The sequence below is a fragment of the Acinetobacter sp. BIGb0102 genome (assembly GCF_003815055.1).
In the GTDB taxonomy this organism is placed as follows: domain Bacteria; phylum Pseudomonadota; class Gammaproteobacteria; order Pseudomonadales; family Moraxellaceae; genus Acinetobacter; species Acinetobacter vivianii.
The window spans coordinates 18127-34565 of the sequence record NZ_RKQE01000015.1 but is presented as its reverse complement, the minus strand read 5'-3'; the positions used below and the strand labels follow the sequence as shown (position 1 = coordinate 34565).

At 42.4% G+C, this 16439-nt stretch carries 21 protein-coding genes; 12 read left to right on the top strand and 9 right to left on the bottom strand.

Features of this window, described 5'->3' with window-relative positions; translation table 11 throughout:
• Positions 1-80: 80 nt before the first annotated feature.
• From EC846_RS14755 to EC846_RS14735, 5 genes are all read left to right on the top strand, one after another.
• Positions 81-839, top strand: a complete 759-nt coding sequence (locus EC846_RS14755; RefSeq protein WP_123775625.1) for a hypothetical protein — start codon at positions 81-83, stop codon at positions 837-839.
• Between the two features lie 171 nt (positions 840-1010).
• Entirely contained in the window at positions 1011-1583 is a 573-nt protein-coding gene (locus EC846_RS14750) for an HdeD family acid-resistance protein (RefSeq protein ID WP_004774274.1), read from the top strand.
• Between the two features lie 117 nt (positions 1584-1700).
• Positions 1701-3680 carry an ATP-dependent helicase gene (locus tag EC846_RS14745; RefSeq protein ID WP_123775624.1) on the top strand — a complete coding sequence of 660 codons (1980 nt, stop codon included), beginning with the start codon at positions 1701-1703 and terminating at the stop codon, positions 3678-3680.
• A 65-nt stretch (positions 3681-3745) separates the two neighbouring features.
• A complete protein-coding gene (locus EC846_RS14740; RefSeq protein ID WP_032810903.1) occupies positions 3746-3991 on the top strand; it encodes an RNA recognition motif domain-containing protein in 246 nt (81 codons plus the stop codon).
• A gap of 6 nt (positions 3992-3997) precedes the next feature.
• The gene (locus EC846_RS14735; RefSeq protein ID WP_123775623.1) at positions 3998-4375 is read left to right on the top strand and encodes an ASCH domain-containing protein; all 378 of its coding nucleotides are present in this window, start codon (positions 3998-4000) and stop codon (positions 4373-4375) included.
• Positions 4376-4386: 11 nt separating this feature from the next.
• On the opposite strand, the gene EC846_RS14730 is transcribed toward EC846_RS14735, so the two are convergent.
• Positions 4387-4713 (bottom strand): EF-hand domain-containing protein, encoded by a 327-nt coding sequence (locus EC846_RS14730; protein ID WP_069577080.1) that lies wholly within the window; start codon positions 4711-4713, stop codon positions 4387-4389.
• 85 nt (positions 4714-4798) lie between these two features.
• Between EC846_RS14730 and EC846_RS14725 the strand changes: the two genes are divergently transcribed.
• A complete protein-coding gene (locus EC846_RS14725; protein WP_004774279.1) occupies positions 4799-5302 on the top strand; it encodes a DUF6586 family protein in 504 nt (167 codons plus the stop codon).
• A gap of 112 nt (positions 5303-5414) precedes the next feature.
• Entirely contained in the window at positions 5415-5693 is a 279-nt protein-coding gene (locus EC846_RS14720; protein ID WP_004774280.1) for a hypothetical protein, read from the top strand.
• 55 nt (positions 5694-5748) lie between these two features.
• Here the strand turns inward: EC846_RS14720 and EC846_RS14715 are convergent, their stop codons facing one another.
• The 4 genes from EC846_RS14715 to EC846_RS14700 all read right to left on the bottom strand — a co-directional run bounded on the left by EC846_RS14715 (position 5749) and on the right by EC846_RS14700 (position 9751).
• Positions 5749-7464, bottom strand: coding sequence for a cation:proton antiporter (locus EC846_RS14715; RefSeq protein WP_123775622.1), 1716 nt, complete (start codon positions 7462-7464; stop codon positions 5749-5751).
• A gap of 227 nt (positions 7465-7691) precedes the next feature.
• Positions 7692-7847, bottom strand: coding sequence for a 50S ribosomal protein L33 (gene rpmG, locus EC846_RS14710; RefSeq protein WP_003654787.1), 156 nt, complete (start codon positions 7845-7847; stop codon positions 7692-7694).
• A gap of 12 nt (positions 7848-7859) precedes the next feature.
• Positions 7860-8096, bottom strand: coding sequence for a 50S ribosomal protein L28 (gene rpmB / locus EC846_RS14705; protein ID WP_004649871.1), 237 nt, complete (start codon positions 8094-8096; stop codon positions 7860-7862).
• 200 nt (positions 8097-8296) lie between these two features.
• Positions 8297-9751 (bottom strand): coniferyl aldehyde dehydrogenase, encoded by a 1455-nt coding sequence (locus tag EC846_RS14700; RefSeq protein ID WP_004774283.1) that lies wholly within the window; start codon positions 9749-9751, stop codon positions 8297-8299.
• Positions 9752-9872: 121 nt separating this feature from the next.
• Between EC846_RS14700 and EC846_RS14695 the strand changes: the two genes are divergently transcribed.
• The 5 genes from EC846_RS14695 (at position 9873) to EC846_RS14675 (ending at position 13553) form a co-directional block, all read left to right on the top strand.
• On the top strand, positions 9873-10571 hold the full coding sequence (locus EC846_RS14695) for a TetR/AcrR family transcriptional regulator (RefSeq protein ID WP_004655980.1): 699 nt from the start codon (positions 9873-9875) through the stop codon (positions 10569-10571).
• Between the two features lie 84 nt (positions 10572-10655).
• The gene (gene purU / locus EC846_RS14690; RefSeq protein ID WP_123775621.1) at positions 10656-11519 is read left to right on the top strand and encodes a formyltetrahydrofolate deformylase; all 864 of its coding nucleotides are present in this window, start codon (positions 10656-10658) and stop codon (positions 11517-11519) included.
• A gap of 208 nt (positions 11520-11727) precedes the next feature.
• Positions 11728-12483 carry an energy transducer TonB gene (locus EC846_RS14685; protein WP_123775620.1) on the top strand — a complete coding sequence of 252 codons (756 nt, stop codon included), beginning with the start codon at positions 11728-11730 and terminating at the stop codon, positions 12481-12483.
• A gap of 43 nt (positions 12484-12526) precedes the next feature.
• Positions 12527-13147: a MotA/TolQ/ExbB proton channel family protein gene (locus EC846_RS14680; RefSeq protein WP_004774288.1), complete on the top strand. Its 621-nt coding sequence runs from the start codon at positions 12527-12529 to the stop codon at positions 13145-13147.
• A gap of 1 nt (position 13148) precedes the next feature.
• A complete protein-coding gene (locus tag EC846_RS14675) occupies positions 13149-13553 on the top strand; it encodes an ExbD/TolR family protein (protein WP_004774290.1) in 405 nt (134 codons plus the stop codon).
• 51 nt (positions 13554-13604) lie between these two features.
• Here the strand turns inward: EC846_RS14675 and msrA are convergent, their stop codons facing one another.
• From msrA to EC846_RS14655, 4 genes are all read right to left on the bottom strand, one after another.
• Positions 13605-14129 (bottom strand): peptide-methionine (S)-S-oxide reductase MsrA, encoded by a 525-nt coding sequence (msrA, locus tag EC846_RS14670; RefSeq protein WP_123775619.1) that lies wholly within the window; start codon positions 14127-14129, stop codon positions 13605-13607.
• A gap of 105 nt (positions 14130-14234) precedes the next feature.
• Positions 14235-14711 carry an META domain-containing protein gene (locus EC846_RS14665; protein ID WP_123775618.1) on the bottom strand — a complete coding sequence of 159 codons (477 nt, stop codon included), beginning with the start codon at positions 14709-14711 and terminating at the stop codon, positions 14235-14237.
• 126 nt (positions 14712-14837) lie between these two features.
• Complete coding sequence (locus EC846_RS14660; protein WP_123775617.1) at positions 14838-15893, bottom strand: DUF4105 domain-containing protein; 1056 nt, start codon at positions 15891-15893, stop codon at positions 14838-14840.
• Positions 15894-15911: 18 nt separating this feature from the next.
• A complete protein-coding gene (locus tag EC846_RS14655) occupies positions 15912-16421 on the bottom strand; it encodes a dihydrofolate reductase (protein ID WP_004774297.1) in 510 nt (169 codons plus the stop codon).
• Positions 16422-16439 lie beyond the last annotated feature (18 nt).

The window sequence follows — 16439 nt, the reverse complement described above, 5'->3', positions numbered from 1 at the left end:
TTTAAAAAAATGCTAGCACTTGCTAGCATTTTTTATAGCATTAAGAAAAACAAGAAATATATTTTTATTGGGGAAATGAGATGTGGAAAAATATTCGGGTCGCGATTTTGCTGGTCGTGTTGCTAGTGGTCGCCGTAAATGCCTATCGTGATCAGAATCAGAACTGGAATCAACCGATTCATATTTTATTGCATCCGATTAATGCTGATGGTTTAGCGACCACACAGCATTATATTCAAAAATTACAGCAAGATGACTTTGCTGAGGTAAAACCGTATTTAGAGAAAAATAGCCAGCAGTATCGCGGGCAAAGCAGCTATTTCATTGTTCAGATTGGACGTGAGTTACAGCAAACACCACCAAAGATGTCTGAACAGCCGAGCATTTTGAACAATATCTTGTGGAGCCTAAAGTTTAGATTCTATGCATGGAAACAGCATCAGTCTGTGGATGGCTCTCCGAGTTTGACTTTATATCTGAATTTCTATGATCCCAAGCAGAGCAGGGAACTGAAACATTCGACTGCGCTGGAGCGTGGGCGGATTGGTTCGGTGAACTTATTTGCCTCATCCAAACAGGCCGCACAGAATAATGTCGTGTTGGTGCATGAGTTACTACACGGGTTTGGCGCGACAGACAAATATAATTTGAGTAATGGCGAGCCTATTTTCCCCATCGGTTATGCCCAAGCAGATCGGCAACCTTTGTATCCTCAGACTGAAGCAGAAATTATGGGAGGAAGAATTCCACTGTCTGAACACAAAAGTAAAATGCCAAATGACCTGAATGAAACGGTGATCAGCATTTTAACGGCCAGAGAAGTGGGTTGGATGAAGTAAATTGTGGATAAGTTCAGATTTATCCATAGCATTAAACAGAACGCTCAAAAATATGAAATAAAACACAAGTTTTCTGACATTCCGTCATTAATTTTCAACATGCCTTATACAGAATTTAGTGCTGAACAGGCCCAATATAGGCTTATAACATTGATGATAAAAGAGTAAATAATGATGAAAACAGTGGGTAACGACCTGATTCGCAATCAGCTACACGCTGATCGTAAATGGTATCTGTTATTGGGCGTTTTATTGGTTATTTTTGGCTTGGTTCTTTTAGCTGCGTTACCATTCGCCACCTTGTCTGCCGTACTTCTATTTGGCGTATTGATGATGCTGGGCGGCATTTTGCATTTTATTGCCGCATTTACCGTTTTTAAAGGCGGCACGCGCTGGTTATGGGCATTATTTGGCGTGCTATATCTGGTAGCAGGTTATTTTGCATTTACGACACCTGTGATTACTGCGGTGGTATTAACCAGTTTTCTGGCGATTGCCCTGATTATTGCAGGGATTATCCGCACGGTGAATGCATTTATCCTGAGACCCGTTTCTGGTTGGGGCTGGGTGCTGTTTTCAGGCATATTAACTTTACTCACCGGGATTCTGATTCTCTCATCTCCTGATTCACCGTTCTGGGTGCTGGGAATGTTCCTTGCGATTGATATTTTATTTCAAGGCATCAACTATCTGACTTTTGCGGGAGCGATTAAACAATTGCCGCATAGCTCGACTAGCGTATAAGTCATTATTTAAAATTTTGGAGCATGCATATCGCATGCTCTTTTTGTTTTGTAGCAAGAAACATTTGCATGGGTTTAGTCTGTTAAAATATCGATTCGTTTTTAATTGACCGATTGTATGACGCTTGCCAAGCTAATTGATGAACTCAATCCACAACAGAAACAGGCTGCCACCACGACTGCGCAAAATTGTCTGGTTCTGGCAGGAGCGGGATGTGGTAAAACCAAAACAATTGTGGCGAGATCGGCATATTTAATTGATCAAGGTTTGCCTGCACAGCAGATCCAGATTCTGACCTTTACCCGTCGGGCAGCAAGTGAAATTGTCACCCGTGTCGAACAGCATATGGGTGCCCAAGCCAAAGGTTTGCGTGCATCCACCTTCCACACTTTTTGCATGTACTTGTTACGTCGTAATCCTCGCGCTTTTGGTCTGACTCAATTCAGTATTATTGATCGTGATGATCAATTGCTGATGTTCCGTTTACTACGCGGAAAAGATAAGGGCAATGTGTTGCCTAAAGCGGCTGAGTTATGTGATCTGTATTCTTATGCTCGTAATACCAAGACCAAACTTTCAGATGCCTTATTAGAACAGTTGCCGCAAGCGGTTGAGTATAAGGCTCAAATTGCGGAACTGATGAAAGCGTATGAGCAACGTAAGCAAGAGCGCAATTTTCTTGATTATGATGACATCTTGTCGATTGTCGCAGTGCATTTGCAAAATTCACCTGAGTTGGTGAAATGGGTCACAGGCTTCTGTTCAGCGTTACTGGTCGATGAAATGCAGGACACCAATCCTTTGCAATGGGCTTTGCTGCAACCTTTGGTCGGCAAGGTGAAACTGTTTTGTGTCGGTGATGATGCACAATCGATTTATGGCTTCCGCGGGGCCGATTTTGAAAATATCCATCATTTTAAAGAACGTGTACCTGATGCCCAAGTACTGACGCTGGAAATGAATTATCGTTCCACGCAAGGTATTCTGGATTTATCCAATTGGTTGCTGGATCAAAGTCCGATTGAGTATGATAAGCATCTGCAAGCGTATCGTGGTAAGGGCTTAAAGCCTCAGTTGCATATCCTCAGTAATGAGTTTGAAGAAGCAAACTGGATTATTCAGGATTTAAATCGACGTCATATGCAGGGTGCTGCATGGGCAGAGCATATGGTGCTGTTACGTTCAGGTTTTAGTGGACGTTATCTGGAAGGGGCTTTGATTGCAGCAAATATTCCATACCGCTTTATTGGTGGGGTGAAACTGCTCGAATCGGCACATGTTAAAGATGTATTGAGTCTGCTTCGTGTTAGTGTCAATCCGCAGGATGATCTGGCATGGATGCGCTTTCTGACGCTCTGGGATGGCGTGGGGGATGTTGGTGCCAGCAAGCTAGCTCAGGAACTGATTCAACTGCCCGATATTGAGGCACGTTGCCAGCGTTTAGAGCGTCATGGCAAAGTACCGCAACAGGCCATTCTGATCTTGATGCAATTGGATGTGTTGCAGCAACATGTCGAAGCCTGCATTGGGCTGGCGCTAGATGCATTGAATGAACAGCTGGAAAATAATTATAAAACTAAAGACTGGACACGCCGTATCAAAGATTTTGACTTGGTTAAGCAACTGGCGCGTAAGCACAGTTCACTTGGAGAATTTCTGGAGGAGTATGTACTCGATCCAATCTCCGTCTCAGAAATTGATAAAACCCCAGATCAGGATTTGGTGACGTTGATTACCATCCATTCGGCTAAAGGTGCTGAGCAAAAAGTCTGTTATGTTCCCCATGTCTCTCCAACACAATATCCGCATGCACGCGCACAGGGTGATTTTGATGATGTGGAGGAGGAGCGCCGTGTACTGTATGTTGCCTTGACGCGTGCTGAAAATGAATTAATTCTGACGAAACAGAATTTAAATTTGTGGGCACATGATCAATATGATGAGTTAGGGCGCAAAATAGAAAGTTATTTTCTGAATGATTTACCTCAACATTTAGTTGAGACGCAGATCCATCGTGATATTCCCCGTGCTTATGGGCAAGCCAGTCGCTCGCGTTCGGCTGCAATCAATTTAGGTTTTGGGATCGATTTCGATTAAACTACCCAGATTCAATTTATTTTTGATTCACCGATTTGAGAGTGAATCATGTTTTAGGTTTTAGCATGAAAATTTTAGTTCGTAATTTAGATCGTAGCGTGACCGATGCAGAAGTGCTCGACTTGTTTAAAGCCTATGGCAAAGTCGATTCTTGTGTGGTGGTTAAAGATGCTGAAACAGGAAAATCAAAAGGTTTTGGTTTTGTTGAAATGCCGAATCCACGTGAAGCGGTCAAAGCAGTGAAAGGTTTAAATACCTTGAAAGTAAAAAACTATGGCATCCGTGTGAAAATTGCGGAAGATCAAGCTTAATTCTGTATGTTAAAGCAATATACCGCTTTATCGGTTGTTGCGCCTAGCGCTGAGCGGATTGTTCAAGGCCAGAAAACCTTGGAGATTCGCTCATGGCAACCTCAAACTATTCCGCTTAAAAATCTTGTTATTGTCGAAAATCAGCATTTTCTTCGGAACGAAGGAGAGCAAGAGATTGGCCGAGCTTTGGCCTTGGTGGATATTGAGTCGATACATGTCTGGCAAGCAGATGAAATAGATGCAGCTTGTGCATCGTATTGGGCAGAAGGATATTTTGCCTGGACAATGAGTAACGTTCGTCCCTTTTCTCAACCTATTGCCTGTTTGGCCCAGCGAAAACTGTATACGCTTGAACTCGATCTTGAAGGATTGATATCAAACTGATTGCCCGAAAATTATTTATTTTGGCAGGGATTGATAAAGTAGTGGTAAATGTTGGTGATTTCTTGCTGATCAATCAGGCCATTATTATTTTGGTCAAGTGATTTAAAAATTTTTATTCGTTTATGGTCTAGCGAGAAGAATTGTTTCTGCCATGAAACGGACTGTCCTCTAAGCTCAATCAGTTTTGTCCATTCTTTTATATCAATCATTTGATCGCTATTGATATCATAATCTGTATAAAGTTTTTCCCAGTCTAAGCCTGTGGGTTCACAGCTATAAGTTGTTGAAATTGCCATACAGCATATTAAGCTCAGGATGGCTTGTTTGATATGACGCATGGACAGGCTCAAAAGGATATTGATTTTATCATTAAAGCATTTAATCTTAAGCTATCCAAGAGAAAGGGTTTTTAAGGAAAATATTATGTCCCGTGTTGCTCGTTATCATGCAGATCGTACCAATCAGAAACTGTATTTCGCTCGTCTCGCATGTCAACAAGCCGAGCAAACAGAACATATTCAGCAGGCACAGGCTTATCGTGAAGCCGCTGTTTTTCATTTACATGGTGCAATATTAGCGTTTTTGCAGGAGCTGGTTCGCTATTATCGTCTCAATGATTTGCAACCGACCTTTAAGTCGATTGAAGAACATATGGCAGATAAAGGACAGGTCTCTCCAGAAATTCTGGTATTACAACAACTGGCAAAAGATGGGTTTGTCGCTGAATTGAAGCGTGCATATCGCATGTGTCAGTATGCGCCTGAGCCCTCTGCGCCAGAACCGGAAAATGAAACGTCTTCTAATCTGATCATTAAGGTGACCCAGAGTCCGCAAGCATGGTTGCCTGATGCCAAAATCTTACGTGAATGGCATCGTGAATTAAGTCATTTAATTGATGGTTTTCGTAATGAAATGGTGGAGTTCTAAGTCGAAACTTTAAGGCGACTTGAAATCTACAGCATCAGCACTTATATAAATAAGACGTGAGAGCGCAAAGTGCCAAATACTTTGCCACCATGTTGAAACATGGAGAAAATTTATGTCAATGCAACAGTTAAAAGAATTATTTGGTAATCAGGAAGCAATTCTTGAATTGGTTCAACTCGAAGGTGGTGAGCTTGCTTTGCGCAATGCGGGTTCTGAAAATGAGCCTTTGGTCAAGATTCAGTTTAGTGACGAGGTGAAAGCCATTCTCGGAGACCAGACGCCAACCGTCGCTCAGCATATGATTCAAGCGGCTTTGTTTGGATTGCTGGAAAAGCAGATGAATCAGTGGCAAGCAGAAGTGCTAGACGAGCAACCTTCACATTTTAGCTAATCCTGAAAGATAAAAAAGCGTACCTTGAGTACGCTTTTTCGTTTTGAGAAATTTCTTAATGTGCTTCGGACTGATGGGCAAGTTCGATTTGATTCAGAATATGGTGACTCATATTCTTCGCCATTTCTTCTTTCGCATAGAACACTTCACCGATGTTTTCCTCACGGATAATCACAGCTTCTTCTTTGCTTTCTGCACAAATCAAGACCTGAATTTCAGGATTGAGCTGTTTGGAAATATCCACGATACGATGAATATCTAAAATATCCATCGGTGAAATGACCAGCAGACGGGCATGTTGAATATGTGCCTGAATCAAGACATTCGGTTCAGTCGCTTCACCACTCACCGCAGCAATGCCTTGAGTACGTAATTTTTCAACGATTTCCCGATTTTCTTCTGCAATCACCACTTTGATGTTTTGCTGCATCAGATTTTCACTGATACGACGACCCACGCCACCATAGCCGATAATCACCACCTGATCGCGCAGGTACGCCTGATCTACCTCATCTGGGAGCATTGCCAGTGGGTCACCGCTACGTTCCAGTAAACGAGCCAAATGCGAGCGCTCACGAATCCAGCGTTGCACAGGTTCAATTGCGGAGAACACAAATGAGTTGAGGGTAATCGAGAATAACGCACCTGCAAGAATCAGGTTTTGTGCATCAGGTGTCAGTAAACCGAGTGATAAGCCCAGTGTTGCCAGAATGAAAGAGAATTCCCCAATCTGGGCCAAACTTGCACCTACTGTTAAAGCGGTATTAATCGGATAGCGGAAGAAAAGTACCAGAGCCATCGCAGCCAAGGTCTTACCCACCATAATAATGGCAACAACCGCTAAAATCTTTAATGGTGCTTCGACCAAGATACTTGGATCGAATAACATACCCACTGAAACGAAGAATAAAATCGAGAAGATTTCACGTAGTGGCAGGGTCTCTTCTTCGGCACGGTGACTAAAGTCAGACTCTTTAACGACCATTCCCGCAAAGAAGGCACCAAGTGCCATTGATACGCCAAATACTGCATACGAACCATAAGCAATTGATACCGCAGCCGCAACCACAGTCAGGGTAAAGAGTTCACGAGAACCTAGACGTGCTACAAACTGCATAATCATAGGCACAAGACGTTTGCCAATAATCAGCATGAAGGCAATAAAGCCCGTCACTTTAAGTAGGGTAATCCCAATAGTGACCCAAATACTTTGTGATGAATCTGTTCCGGGAAGTGCCTGTCCACCAAGCAATACCGCCGTTGCAGGGAGAAGTACCAGTGCTAACACCATCACAAGGTCTTCGACCAAGAGCCAGCCGACCGCAATTTTTCCGTTAACCGAGTCCAGTAGACCTCGATCACCTAATGCTTTGAGTAATACAACGGTACTGGCACACGATAAACTTAAACCGAAGATTAATGCAGAACCAAAGCTCCAACCCCAATACATGGAGACGCCAACACCCAGTAATGTTGCCACGGCAATCTGTAAAATCGCACCGGGTAAGGCGATACGTCGAACTTGGAGTAAATCTTTGAGGGAGAAATGCATCCCAACGCCGAACATGAGGAACATGACGCCGAGTTCGGCCAATTGATTGGCAAGCTGGATATCACCGACGACACCGGGCGTATTGGGACTAATAATAATGCCGGCAACGAGATAACCAATTAGAGGGGGGAGGCGTAGACGTGCTGCGATATAGCCAAAAATAAGGGCCATACCAAAACCAACAGCAAGTAATATAATTAAATCAACATCATGTGGCATCGGAGCTCCTTAATCGTTGCGGTTAAGGTAGAAATAAATGAGCATAAAACATGCCAAGAAAACAGCGAATAAATTGTAACAACTAAAATCGAATTTGTTGATGATAATTTTTTTAATTATCAAAAAAAATTATGTAAGTGATTTATTCATTTCTTTTTCTATTTATACCGTTTTTTTCGGGCAAAAAAAACGACTTCAAAAGAAGTCGTTTTTTTAAAGAACTAAAATTATTTAATTTTAGCTTCTTTGAAAATTACGTGTTGACGGATTTTTGGATCAAATTTTTTGATTTCCATTTTTTCCGGCATAGTACGTTTGTTCTTAGTAGTGGTATAGAAATAACCTGTACCAGCTGTAGAAACGAGGCGAATCTTATCACGCATTGTTCAGACTCCTTAGATCTTTTGACCTTGAGCACGGAGATCAGCAACAACTTTCTCGATACCCAATTTATCAATAATACGCATACCTTTAGTGGTTAAACGAAGACGTACAAAACGCTTTTCGCTTTCTAACCAAAAACGGTGGTGGTGCAGGTTCGGCTCGAACCGGCGTTTGGTTTTGTTGTTTGCGTGCGACACGTTGTTACCAACGATAGGACGCTTGCCGGTAACTTGGCAAACCTTAGACATGGTGAACTCCATTGCTAGTTTATACAGCACAATTTCGTGCAACTAGCCATTCAAGTAAACGGATGAAATCATTCAAGGGGCGTTTTATACCAAAAATACGATTAAAAGACAAGCGAATTTGGTAAAAACAAGGCATCATCTGGTGTGATAGATCATGCCTTAACCAAGTAAGGGTTTGTTAATATGCTAACAGCCCTTTTCTAGCGAAATAGTGTTTTTAAAAGCAGCTTGTGGGTTGCTTTATTATAAGGCGGTAGGATGAATTTTAAACTGTAAAGTTTAGGGCTGACAGGATTCGACATCATTGAGCGTTCGTGTGAGAAGCTAAAGAAACCTTCCTTGCCATGATATTTGCCCATACCTGACGCACCAATACCACCAAATGGTAAATCATCCTGCGCGACGTGAGTCAGCGTCTGGTTAATACCAAAGTGTCCTGAATGCGTGCGACCTGCGACATAATCTGCACGTGCACTATCCGTATCGAAATAATAGAAGGCGAGTGGACGTGGGCGACTATTAATGAACTGAAGTGCATCATCGATATGGTCGTATTCCAGAATAGGCAGAATTGGACCAAAGATTTCATGCTTCATAATTTCCATTTCGGTGGTTACGCCTGTTAATAAGGTTGGCGCAATTTTACGAACTTCGGTCAGAGATTCATTTTTGGCATTGAGCTCAACAATATTGGCACCTTGATCACGGGCATCTTCCAGATAACCTTGCAGGCGGTTGTACTGCTTGTCATTAATAATAGAAGTATAGTCATTATTATCACGCAAGCTTGGATACATGGTGGTCACAAAGTCATTGTAGTGCTTGGTGAACTCGGCAGTTTTGCCTTTAGGCAGGAACATATAGTCGGGCGCAACACAGGTTTGACCTGCATTCCAGAGTTTACCCACTGCGATACGTTGTGCCACATCACGAATATTCATGGCTGAATGAACCAGTGCAGGTGATTTGCCGCCTAATTCTAAAATCACAGGCACCAGATTTTCAGCCGCCGCTGCCATAACAGTTTTACCCACAGAGGTTGAGCCTGTGAAAATCATTTTGTCAAAAGCAAGATGACTGAATGCATCTGAAATTACACCGCCGCCATTTACCACCGCGACGAGTTCTTGAGGAAATGCTTCTGAAAGGGCATTTTCAAGTACATAACCAAAGTTTGACGATGCGCTTGAGATTTTGATCATGGCATGGTTGCCTGCGGCCAGCGCACAGATCAGTGGGCCGACCGAAAGCAGTAGTGGATAGTTCCATGGCGCAATGATGCCGATAACACCCAATGGCTGATATTCTACCCAGCCTTTTGCTGGTTGGTGTAACATGCTGATATGGCGTTTAGATGGCTTCATCCATTCCGTCAAGTTCTTGCTATAGTATTTGATATGTTCTAGACAAGTCAGGACTTCGCCGATCTTAGTTTCCATAATGGCACGGTTGCCATAATCTTGATTAATTGCGTTAGCAAATTGATCTTGATATTTTACCAAGATACTTTTAAGTCGAGCTAAGCGTTCAAGACGTTCTTTGGCGCTGGGTACAGGATGGCGTTGGTAAGCTGCTTTTTGCTGCTCAAGCAAATCATGTAGCCGTTTCACATCAACATGAGGTGTCATAGCGGTTGTTTTTGTTTGACTGTTCATAGGAGTGGACCAAAAGAAAGCTTATTATTTTTTAATTTTTAGAGTAAATACTCTAAAGTGTCAAGTCGCTTTATAGGTTTGTTTTATAACCTATTGATAATGTTATAGATGGTTAAAATCAATGTCACACGCTAAACCGAACAAAACAAAAGATCGTATTTTGCAAATCAGTTTGCAGTTGTTTAATGAGCGTGGAGAGCGTTCGGTCACAACCAACCATATTGCGGCTGAGCTGGGGATTAGCCCAGGCAACCTGTATTATCATTTCCGTAATAAACAGGAAATTATCAAGGAACTGGCGCAGCAATATCAGGCTGAAACCTTGGAAATGCTGGCCTTACCGACAGATCGTCCATTGAATGCCAATGATAAAATCAGCTATTTTCAGGTGCTGAGTAATCAGTTGTGGGCGTATCGGTTTATTCACCGTGATGTGTATCATCTGGTTGAAAATAATGAAGACTTTAGAAAAATCTATCCGCGTTTTGCAGGGCAGGTGATGCAGCAGGGGCAAAAAATTTATCGTGCCTTTGTGGATGCGGGTCTGATGAAAATGACTGATTCTGAAATCGAAGCCTTGATTATTAACCTGTGGATTGTGCTCACCAACTGGACCAACTTCTTGTATATGTCGGGTCATATCAGTGATAACAATCGTCTAGAAGAAAAATGGGTATGGCAAGCCTTACGTCAAATGGTGTTCTTGGAAGGGCCATATTTGATGGGTGAAAGCCGCCAGACTTATGAACAATTATTGAAATCACTGGGGCCATCAGACCTGTTCGCCAGCTTATCTAATCTTAAAAATGACGACGAGTGAGCCTTAGCTATTTAGTCAAGGGCAAAAAAAGGTTAGAATGCTCGGCTTGATTTTAATTTGATTCGAATAAGTGATATTAACCAAATGAACACGACTACAGCCCACACAGCGCGATTACTGATTACTTGTGAAGACAAGCCGGGGATCGTGCAAGCCGTATCGAGCTTTTTGTATCATCAGGGAGCAAACATTACCGCACTTGATCAGTACGCAACAGAAGCTCAGGGCGGGCGTTACTTCATGCGTGTTGAGTTTGAACTTGATAACTTGCCATCTCGTAAAGAAGCCTTAATGCAGACTTTTGCTGCAAATGTGGCTGAACGTTATGAAATGCAATGGAAATTGAATTTCGTTGGCGAGTTGAAAAAAGTCGGTATTCTGGTTTCGAAAGTTGACCATGCTTTATTAGAACTGTTGTGGCGTCATGCGCGTGGTTCATTACCATGTGAAATTACCCAAGTGATTTCAAACCATCCAGATTTGCGTGAAGCGGTTGAAAACTTCGGTATTCCTTTCCACGTTGTGCCTGTCAATAAAGACAATAAAGTTGAAGCTTACGCTCAGATCAATGAAATGATGCAAGGCAACGATTTATTGGTCTTGGCACGCTATATGCAGATTCTGAGCGAAGACTTTGTTGCGAAATGGGAAATGAAGATCATCAATATTCACCATTCATTCCTGCCAGCTTTCGTGGGTGCAAATCCATATAAGCAAGCCTATGAGAAAGGCGTGAAGTTGATTGGTGCAACAGCACACTATGTCACTGCTGATCTGGATCAAGGCCCGATCATTGAGCAAGACGTTGAACGTGTGAGCCATGATTACAACGTTGAGCAGCTACGTGAGTTAGGTGAGGACGTTGAGCGTAATGTCTTGGCACGCGCCGTGAAATGGCATTTAGAAGACCGTATTATTGTTGATGGTAACAAGACTGTGGTTTTCTAAGAAAAACATTTGCTCCGCTGTATAAAGAAGAACATGCCGTCAGGCATGTTTTTTTATGTCTGTTTTTAAAAGCTTAGCAAATATACAAGAAAAAACGGTTGCAAATGAAAACACTTCTCATTTATTATTACGGCACTTTCATTGTTCTATCCGATGAGTGAAATCGCTTTTTTGAAAGCGCCACCATCTATTAGGTACTTAGATTCTTATGAGTCAATCTCCTGCTACATTCAACACGCCACACCCGATGAAAAAGAAAATCATCACTGCCTTAGTTGCGGTTGTGATTGGACATGTAGGAGTTCTGTGGGCGGTTAGCCACATGAAAACGATGGAGCTTAAGCCCGTCGAGAAAGAGCCGCTTAAGGTGAAGTTCGTTAAAATCAAGGAACCACCAAAGCCTGAACCGCCTAAACCAAAAGAAAAGCCAAGACCTGAACCTAAAAAAGAAGTGAAAGAGGTCAAGGTGGTTGAAAAACCAATGGCACCTCCACCGAAAAAGATTGAAAAGGTTCAACAGGTAAAAGAAGCGCCAAAACCTGTGCTGCAAAAAACTGAACCGAAAGTTGAGCCAAAAGTTGAAACGACCGTGGTCACGACAAGAGTGACCGAAAAAGTTGTGGAAAAACCACAGCCTGTACAAGAAGTTGCAAAACCTCAACCTGCTGCTGATCCAGCACCAAAACGCGTCGCGATTGGTGGTTCTGGTGTACAGTGGAGTCGTTCACCCAAATTATCTGTAACAGCGAAAGATCTGGATAACCAAACACGTTCAGTGATGGTCATGATTGAAGCTGACGAGAAAGGTAAAATTACCAATGTACGTATTACTCGTAGCAGTGGTTTACCGAATCTCGATGAAAAAGTTTTACGTGCTGTGAGAAGTGCGAAATTTAAACCGTATATGGAAAATGGTGTTGCTTACCCGATTCGAGCAGAGCAGCCGTTTGATCTTAGTCCTTAATGAAATTTGAGTCCTTGCGACAGATTAAATCAGGAGTTCGTATATGAACTTTTCAGTTTATTGGCAACATGCAGATGCAGTAAGTAAAACACTGTATTTCATCCTATTAGCAATGTCGATTGCAACGTGGACTATTTTCATTCTGCGCATTTTAGGAACACGCCAGTTAAAACAACAGGCTTATAACCAACTGGTGCAAGCTTTGGCGGCGCTTAAGTCAAAATTACAGCCTTTATCGTTTGAACAACGTAAAGCTGTTGCTGAACAAGCATTACTTCGCCAAATCTCTGCTGAGAAATCTCAAGCAGAAAAAGGTGTATCAGTTCTTGGAACAATCGCTTCATTAGCACCGTTTGTGGGTTTATTCGGTACAGTGTGGGGGATTTTCCATGCGCTTGTTGCGGTAGGTAAAAGCGGACAGGCTGGTTTAGCTCAGGTTGCAACACCAGTAGGTGAAGCCTTGATCATGACAGGTCTTGGTCTTGCAGTGGCGATTCCAGCGGTAATGGCTTATAACATTTGTGTACGTTTCAACCGTGGTTTGGCACATGATTTACAAGATCAAGCGCACAGCCTGTTAATCGATACCATGTTGCAGCAAGAAACAGCGGCAAAAACAGAAACTAAAGCGACTCAACAAAGTTTAGTTGGAGGTCAAGCTTAAGATGGGCTTTCAATTGGGTGAAGACCACGACAGTGGCATGAATGAGATGAATCTCATTCCTCTGATCGACATTATGTTGGTATTGATGATTATCTTTTTAGTCACAGCAACGGTTGCTAACCCATCAATTCCATTAAGTTTACCAAAAACAACTGCTGAAATTGTTGATCCACCACCAAAAGCAATCACCATTAGTATTAATAACAAAGGTGAAGTGGCTTGGGATGCACAAATCATTAGCTTAGACGAGCTAGAGAAGCGTTTCCAAGAAGCGGGTCAGGCTCAGACAAAACCGACAGTGCAGTTACGTGCAGATAAAGAATCAAAATATGATACGGTTGCACAAGTGATGTCGCGTGCCAGTGAAGCAGGCTTAAGTGATATTGCGTTTGTTAGTGAAAACTAAGACAGCGTGATCGCAATAAAAAAGCAACTCGGTGAGTTGCTTTTTTATTGCTTATTCATCTTTGAGCAGGTCAAGATACTTGGCTCGGAGTTTAGAAAGCTTAGGCGGAATACTAAAGTTGCAATAACCTTGTGATGGATTACGGGCAAAGAAATTCTGGTGATATTCCTCAGCAGGGTAGAAGGTTGGTACTGGACTGAGTTCAGTCACAATATTAAGCCCTTCATCTTCCAGACTTTGAATGACCTGCTCAGCTTGCTGCTTTTGCTCATCATCGAAGTAATAAATCACAGAACGGTATTGTGTGCCAATATCATTACCCTGACGGTTTAATGTCGTTGGATCATGAGTGGTAAAGAATACATTCAACAATTGGGTATAACTGATCTGTTGCTCATCAAAATCAATCAGAATCACTTCGGCATGTTGTGTATTACCCTGACAGACTTGCTCATAGGTCGGATTTTGGGTAATCCCGCCCGCATAGCCACTCACCACTTTTTCAACGCCTTTAAGTTGTAGAAATACGGCCTCTACACACCAAAAGCATCCACCACCTAACATTGCCTGTTGCATAAAACTTCCCAATTTTTAATTTTAAGAATGCTACTAAATTAAACGAAGTACTCAAAAAGTAAAAGCCCGTGTTTGAAACGAGCTTTTACTTTTATCATCATCGCATTAAGGCAGCGGCTGAATAACAGTTACGAAACTTACGAGTACCTGTCCTGAAGCATCAAGGAATTTCAACTCATGTCCTTTTAGTTCATAACTGGTTGTGCTTGCCAAAGCATGGCTATATTGGTGAGAAAGCGCACTGTTGTCATTGCCTAGACAAGCCATCATGGTTGATGCAATTGGACCTAAACGTAATACAGCGCCTTGGCTTTCAAAGGTACCTTGAATCTGGTTACATCCATCTGCACCAAAGAAGCGTTTCGCTTTAGCATCAAACTGGATCGCAGGGCGTTTATTCGAAAGATCATTAGTTTTGACTTCAACGCCATTAATCTGAGTTGCAATCCAAGTACGGTTGTACAGATCAATGCTTTGTTTTTGAGATGCATTTGGTGAAGTCTGGAGAGATTCTGAGCTTGCACAGCCCGTCATTGCTACGGCAATTGCCAAAGTACAAGAAGCTAAAAGAGGCTTTAACATAAGATTTTAAATCCGAATCATTGTGTTTCTATAAGCGTTATTAAAATAAAAAAACGTGGAGCTGAACGGTATATTGCGTATCCTTTTGTAAATGTTCAGATACTTTTAATAAAATTAGTGGAAAAATCACTCAACTTTTGGAATGCCTGAGCGAATTACATCTGAAAAATACTCGCTACTTTTATTGGACTGCTGATCATACTGTTCGGCACGCGGATTGATGTGCGCCAGACGATACCATTCATTCATGCTGTAATTTTGATTGAGCGCTTTCAAGTCATAGAGATAATTCGGTAAGTAACCTGAAGCCAATAAGCGATAATCTTTCGGTAATTTTTGTGGATTAATGGCCTGTACCATATCAAAAACCAGCGTTGTGCAATTACTGGTTAAGGTGTTGTACCATTTTGCTTCACTGCGGAGCTCATCAGCCTGATTGAGATATTCAATAAACAGGGCTTTACGCTCTGCCGCAGGCATTTTAACCGGGAATAAATAAACCTGTTCATGACGAATATTACTGCGGGTATACACAATATCTTTTTCATCTGAAGCGACTAAGCTGAGTTCATATTTACGGAAAAATCCGCCAATCGCAGAAAAATCTTCGCCTTTCTCTTTGCGGATCTCAATTGAAAATACCAAAGGCTTTTGATCTGCAAAATCAAAACTCACCAGCGTATGTGCAATCTGAGGGCCCATCCAGTAGGACGTGATGACATTGATCCCTGTAATCTTGTTCAGGTCAATGGTGCGATCTTCCCAGCGGATGTCATAAGTGCCATCTGCATGCCAGTTAAAGTTACGAACTTTATGTAAGGTAACCAGGTCGCCCTGTCTGCTATAGCTAAGCTGTTCTGCAACTTCTGGATTCCAGTCACGGTCTTGTCTGGCTTCGATAGAAAAATACCAAAACAATGAGCAAGCAAAAGCAACACAATAAATAATGATATCAGTACGACGGCTGATGAGATGACCACTGAAATACACGCCAAGCAGGCTCAGCGCAAACAAGCCCCAAAGTACAATCGCGACTCGGCTAAACAGGGTGCCGAGCGGCTGTTGAATCCACAACGCAAGGCAAAGCCAGACACTTGAAAGAACCACGCACAAGGTGAATAGACCGTGTAAAAGTCCAATCCCTAAAGCAATAAAAAACTCACGTGATCCAATGTTATGCATGGCAAATGCGATCCATTATTATTTTTGGTAGGTCGCAAACTCGAAAGCTACACCAGATTTTTCATCTGTATGTTGTTCTGAGTTTACTTTATGGAAATCCTCAGAGATTTCTGGGTAATGCGCATCGCCTTGAACATCAAGATCCACATGGGTTAACTCTAGGCGATCTGCAATGGCAAGTGTTTGAGTAAAAATCTCTCCACCACCAATAATAAATAAAGACGCTTTTTCAGCGTGTTGTGCATCTGTAAGTGCGCCGTTTAATGCCTCTTCGATACTATGCGCGACTTTAACCCCTTCAAACTGCCATTCAGGATCACGCGTAATCACCCAATTGACACGATTAGGAAGGGCACGGCCCATAGACTCAAGGGTTTTTCGGCCCATGATCACTACGCCGCCTTGCGTGATCGCCTTAAAGTGTTTCAGATCAGCAGAGATATGCCACGGCAAAGCATTGCCTTTGCCGATACAGCGATTTTTATCCATCGCAACTACGTGAACAACTTCAGTGCCTTGCCATGCCATTTTATATTCTCTCTAATC

Excerpts from the sequence above, each read along its gene's own strand:
- EC846_RS14755 (WP_123775625.1), top strand. The coding sequence starts at position 81 with ATGTGGAAAAATATTCGGGTCGCGATTTTGCTGGTCGTGTTGCTAGTG.
- EC846_RS14750 (WP_004774274.1), top strand. The coding sequence starts at position 1,011 with ATGATGAAAACAGTGGGTAACGACCTGATTCGCAATCAGCTACACGCT.
- EC846_RS14745 (WP_123775624.1), top strand. The coding sequence starts at position 1,701 with ATGACGCTTGCCAAGCTAATTGATGAACTCAATCCACAACAGAAACAG.
- EC846_RS14740 (WP_032810903.1), top strand. The coding sequence starts at position 3,746 with ATGAAAATTTTAGTTCGTAATTTAGATCGTAGCGTGACCGATGCAGAA.
- EC846_RS14735 (WP_123775623.1), top strand. The coding sequence starts at position 3,998 with ATGTTAAAGCAATATACCGCTTTATCGGTTGTTGCGCCTAGCGCTGAG.
- EC846_RS14730 (WP_069577080.1), bottom strand. The coding sequence starts at position 4,713 with ATGCGTCATATCAAACAAGCCATCCTGAGCTTAATATGCTGTATGGCA.
- EC846_RS14725 (WP_004774279.1), top strand. The coding sequence starts at position 4,799 with ATGTCCCGTGTTGCTCGTTATCATGCAGATCGTACCAATCAGAAACTG.
- EC846_RS14720 (WP_004774280.1), top strand. The coding sequence starts at position 5,415 with ATGTCAATGCAACAGTTAAAAGAATTATTTGGTAATCAGGAAGCAATT.
- EC846_RS14715 (WP_123775622.1), bottom strand. The coding sequence starts at position 7,464 with ATGCCACATGATGTTGATTTAATTATATTACTTGCTGTTGGTTTTGGT.
- rpmG (WP_003654787.1), bottom strand. The coding sequence starts at position 7,847 with ATGCGTGATAAGATTCGCCTCGTTTCTACAGCTGGTACAGGTTATTTC.
- rpmB (WP_004649871.1), bottom strand. The coding sequence starts at position 8,096 with ATGTCTAAGGTTTGCCAAGTTACCGGCAAGCGTCCTATCGTTGGTAAC.
- EC846_RS14700 (WP_004774283.1), bottom strand. The coding sequence starts at position 9,751 with ATGAACAGTCAAACAAAAACAACCGCTATGACACCTCATGTTGATGTG.
- EC846_RS14695 (WP_004655980.1), top strand. The coding sequence starts at position 9,873 with ATGTCACACGCTAAACCGAACAAAACAAAAGATCGTATTTTGCAAATC.
- purU (WP_123775621.1), top strand. The coding sequence starts at position 10,656 with ATGAACACGACTACAGCCCACACAGCGCGATTACTGATTACTTGTGAA.
- EC846_RS14685 (WP_123775620.1), top strand. The coding sequence starts at position 11,728 with ATGAGTCAATCTCCTGCTACATTCAACACGCCACACCCGATGAAAAAG.
- EC846_RS14680 (WP_004774288.1), top strand. The coding sequence starts at position 12,527 with ATGAACTTTTCAGTTTATTGGCAACATGCAGATGCAGTAAGTAAAACA.
- EC846_RS14675 (WP_004774290.1), top strand. The coding sequence starts at position 13,149 with ATGGGCTTTCAATTGGGTGAAGACCACGACAGTGGCATGAATGAGATG.
- msrA (WP_123775619.1), bottom strand. The coding sequence starts at position 14,129 with ATGCAACAGGCAATGTTAGGTGGTGGATGCTTTTGGTGTGTAGAGGCC.
- EC846_RS14665 (WP_123775618.1), bottom strand. The coding sequence starts at position 14,711 with ATGTTAAAGCCTCTTTTAGCTTCTTGTACTTTGGCAATTGCCGTAGCA.
- EC846_RS14660 (WP_123775617.1), bottom strand. The coding sequence starts at position 15,893 with ATGCATAACATTGGATCACGTGAGTTTTTTATTGCTTTAGGGATTGGA.
- EC846_RS14655 (WP_004774297.1), bottom strand. The coding sequence starts at position 16,421 with ATGGCATGGCAAGGCACTGAAGTTGTTCACGTAGTTGCGATGGATAAA.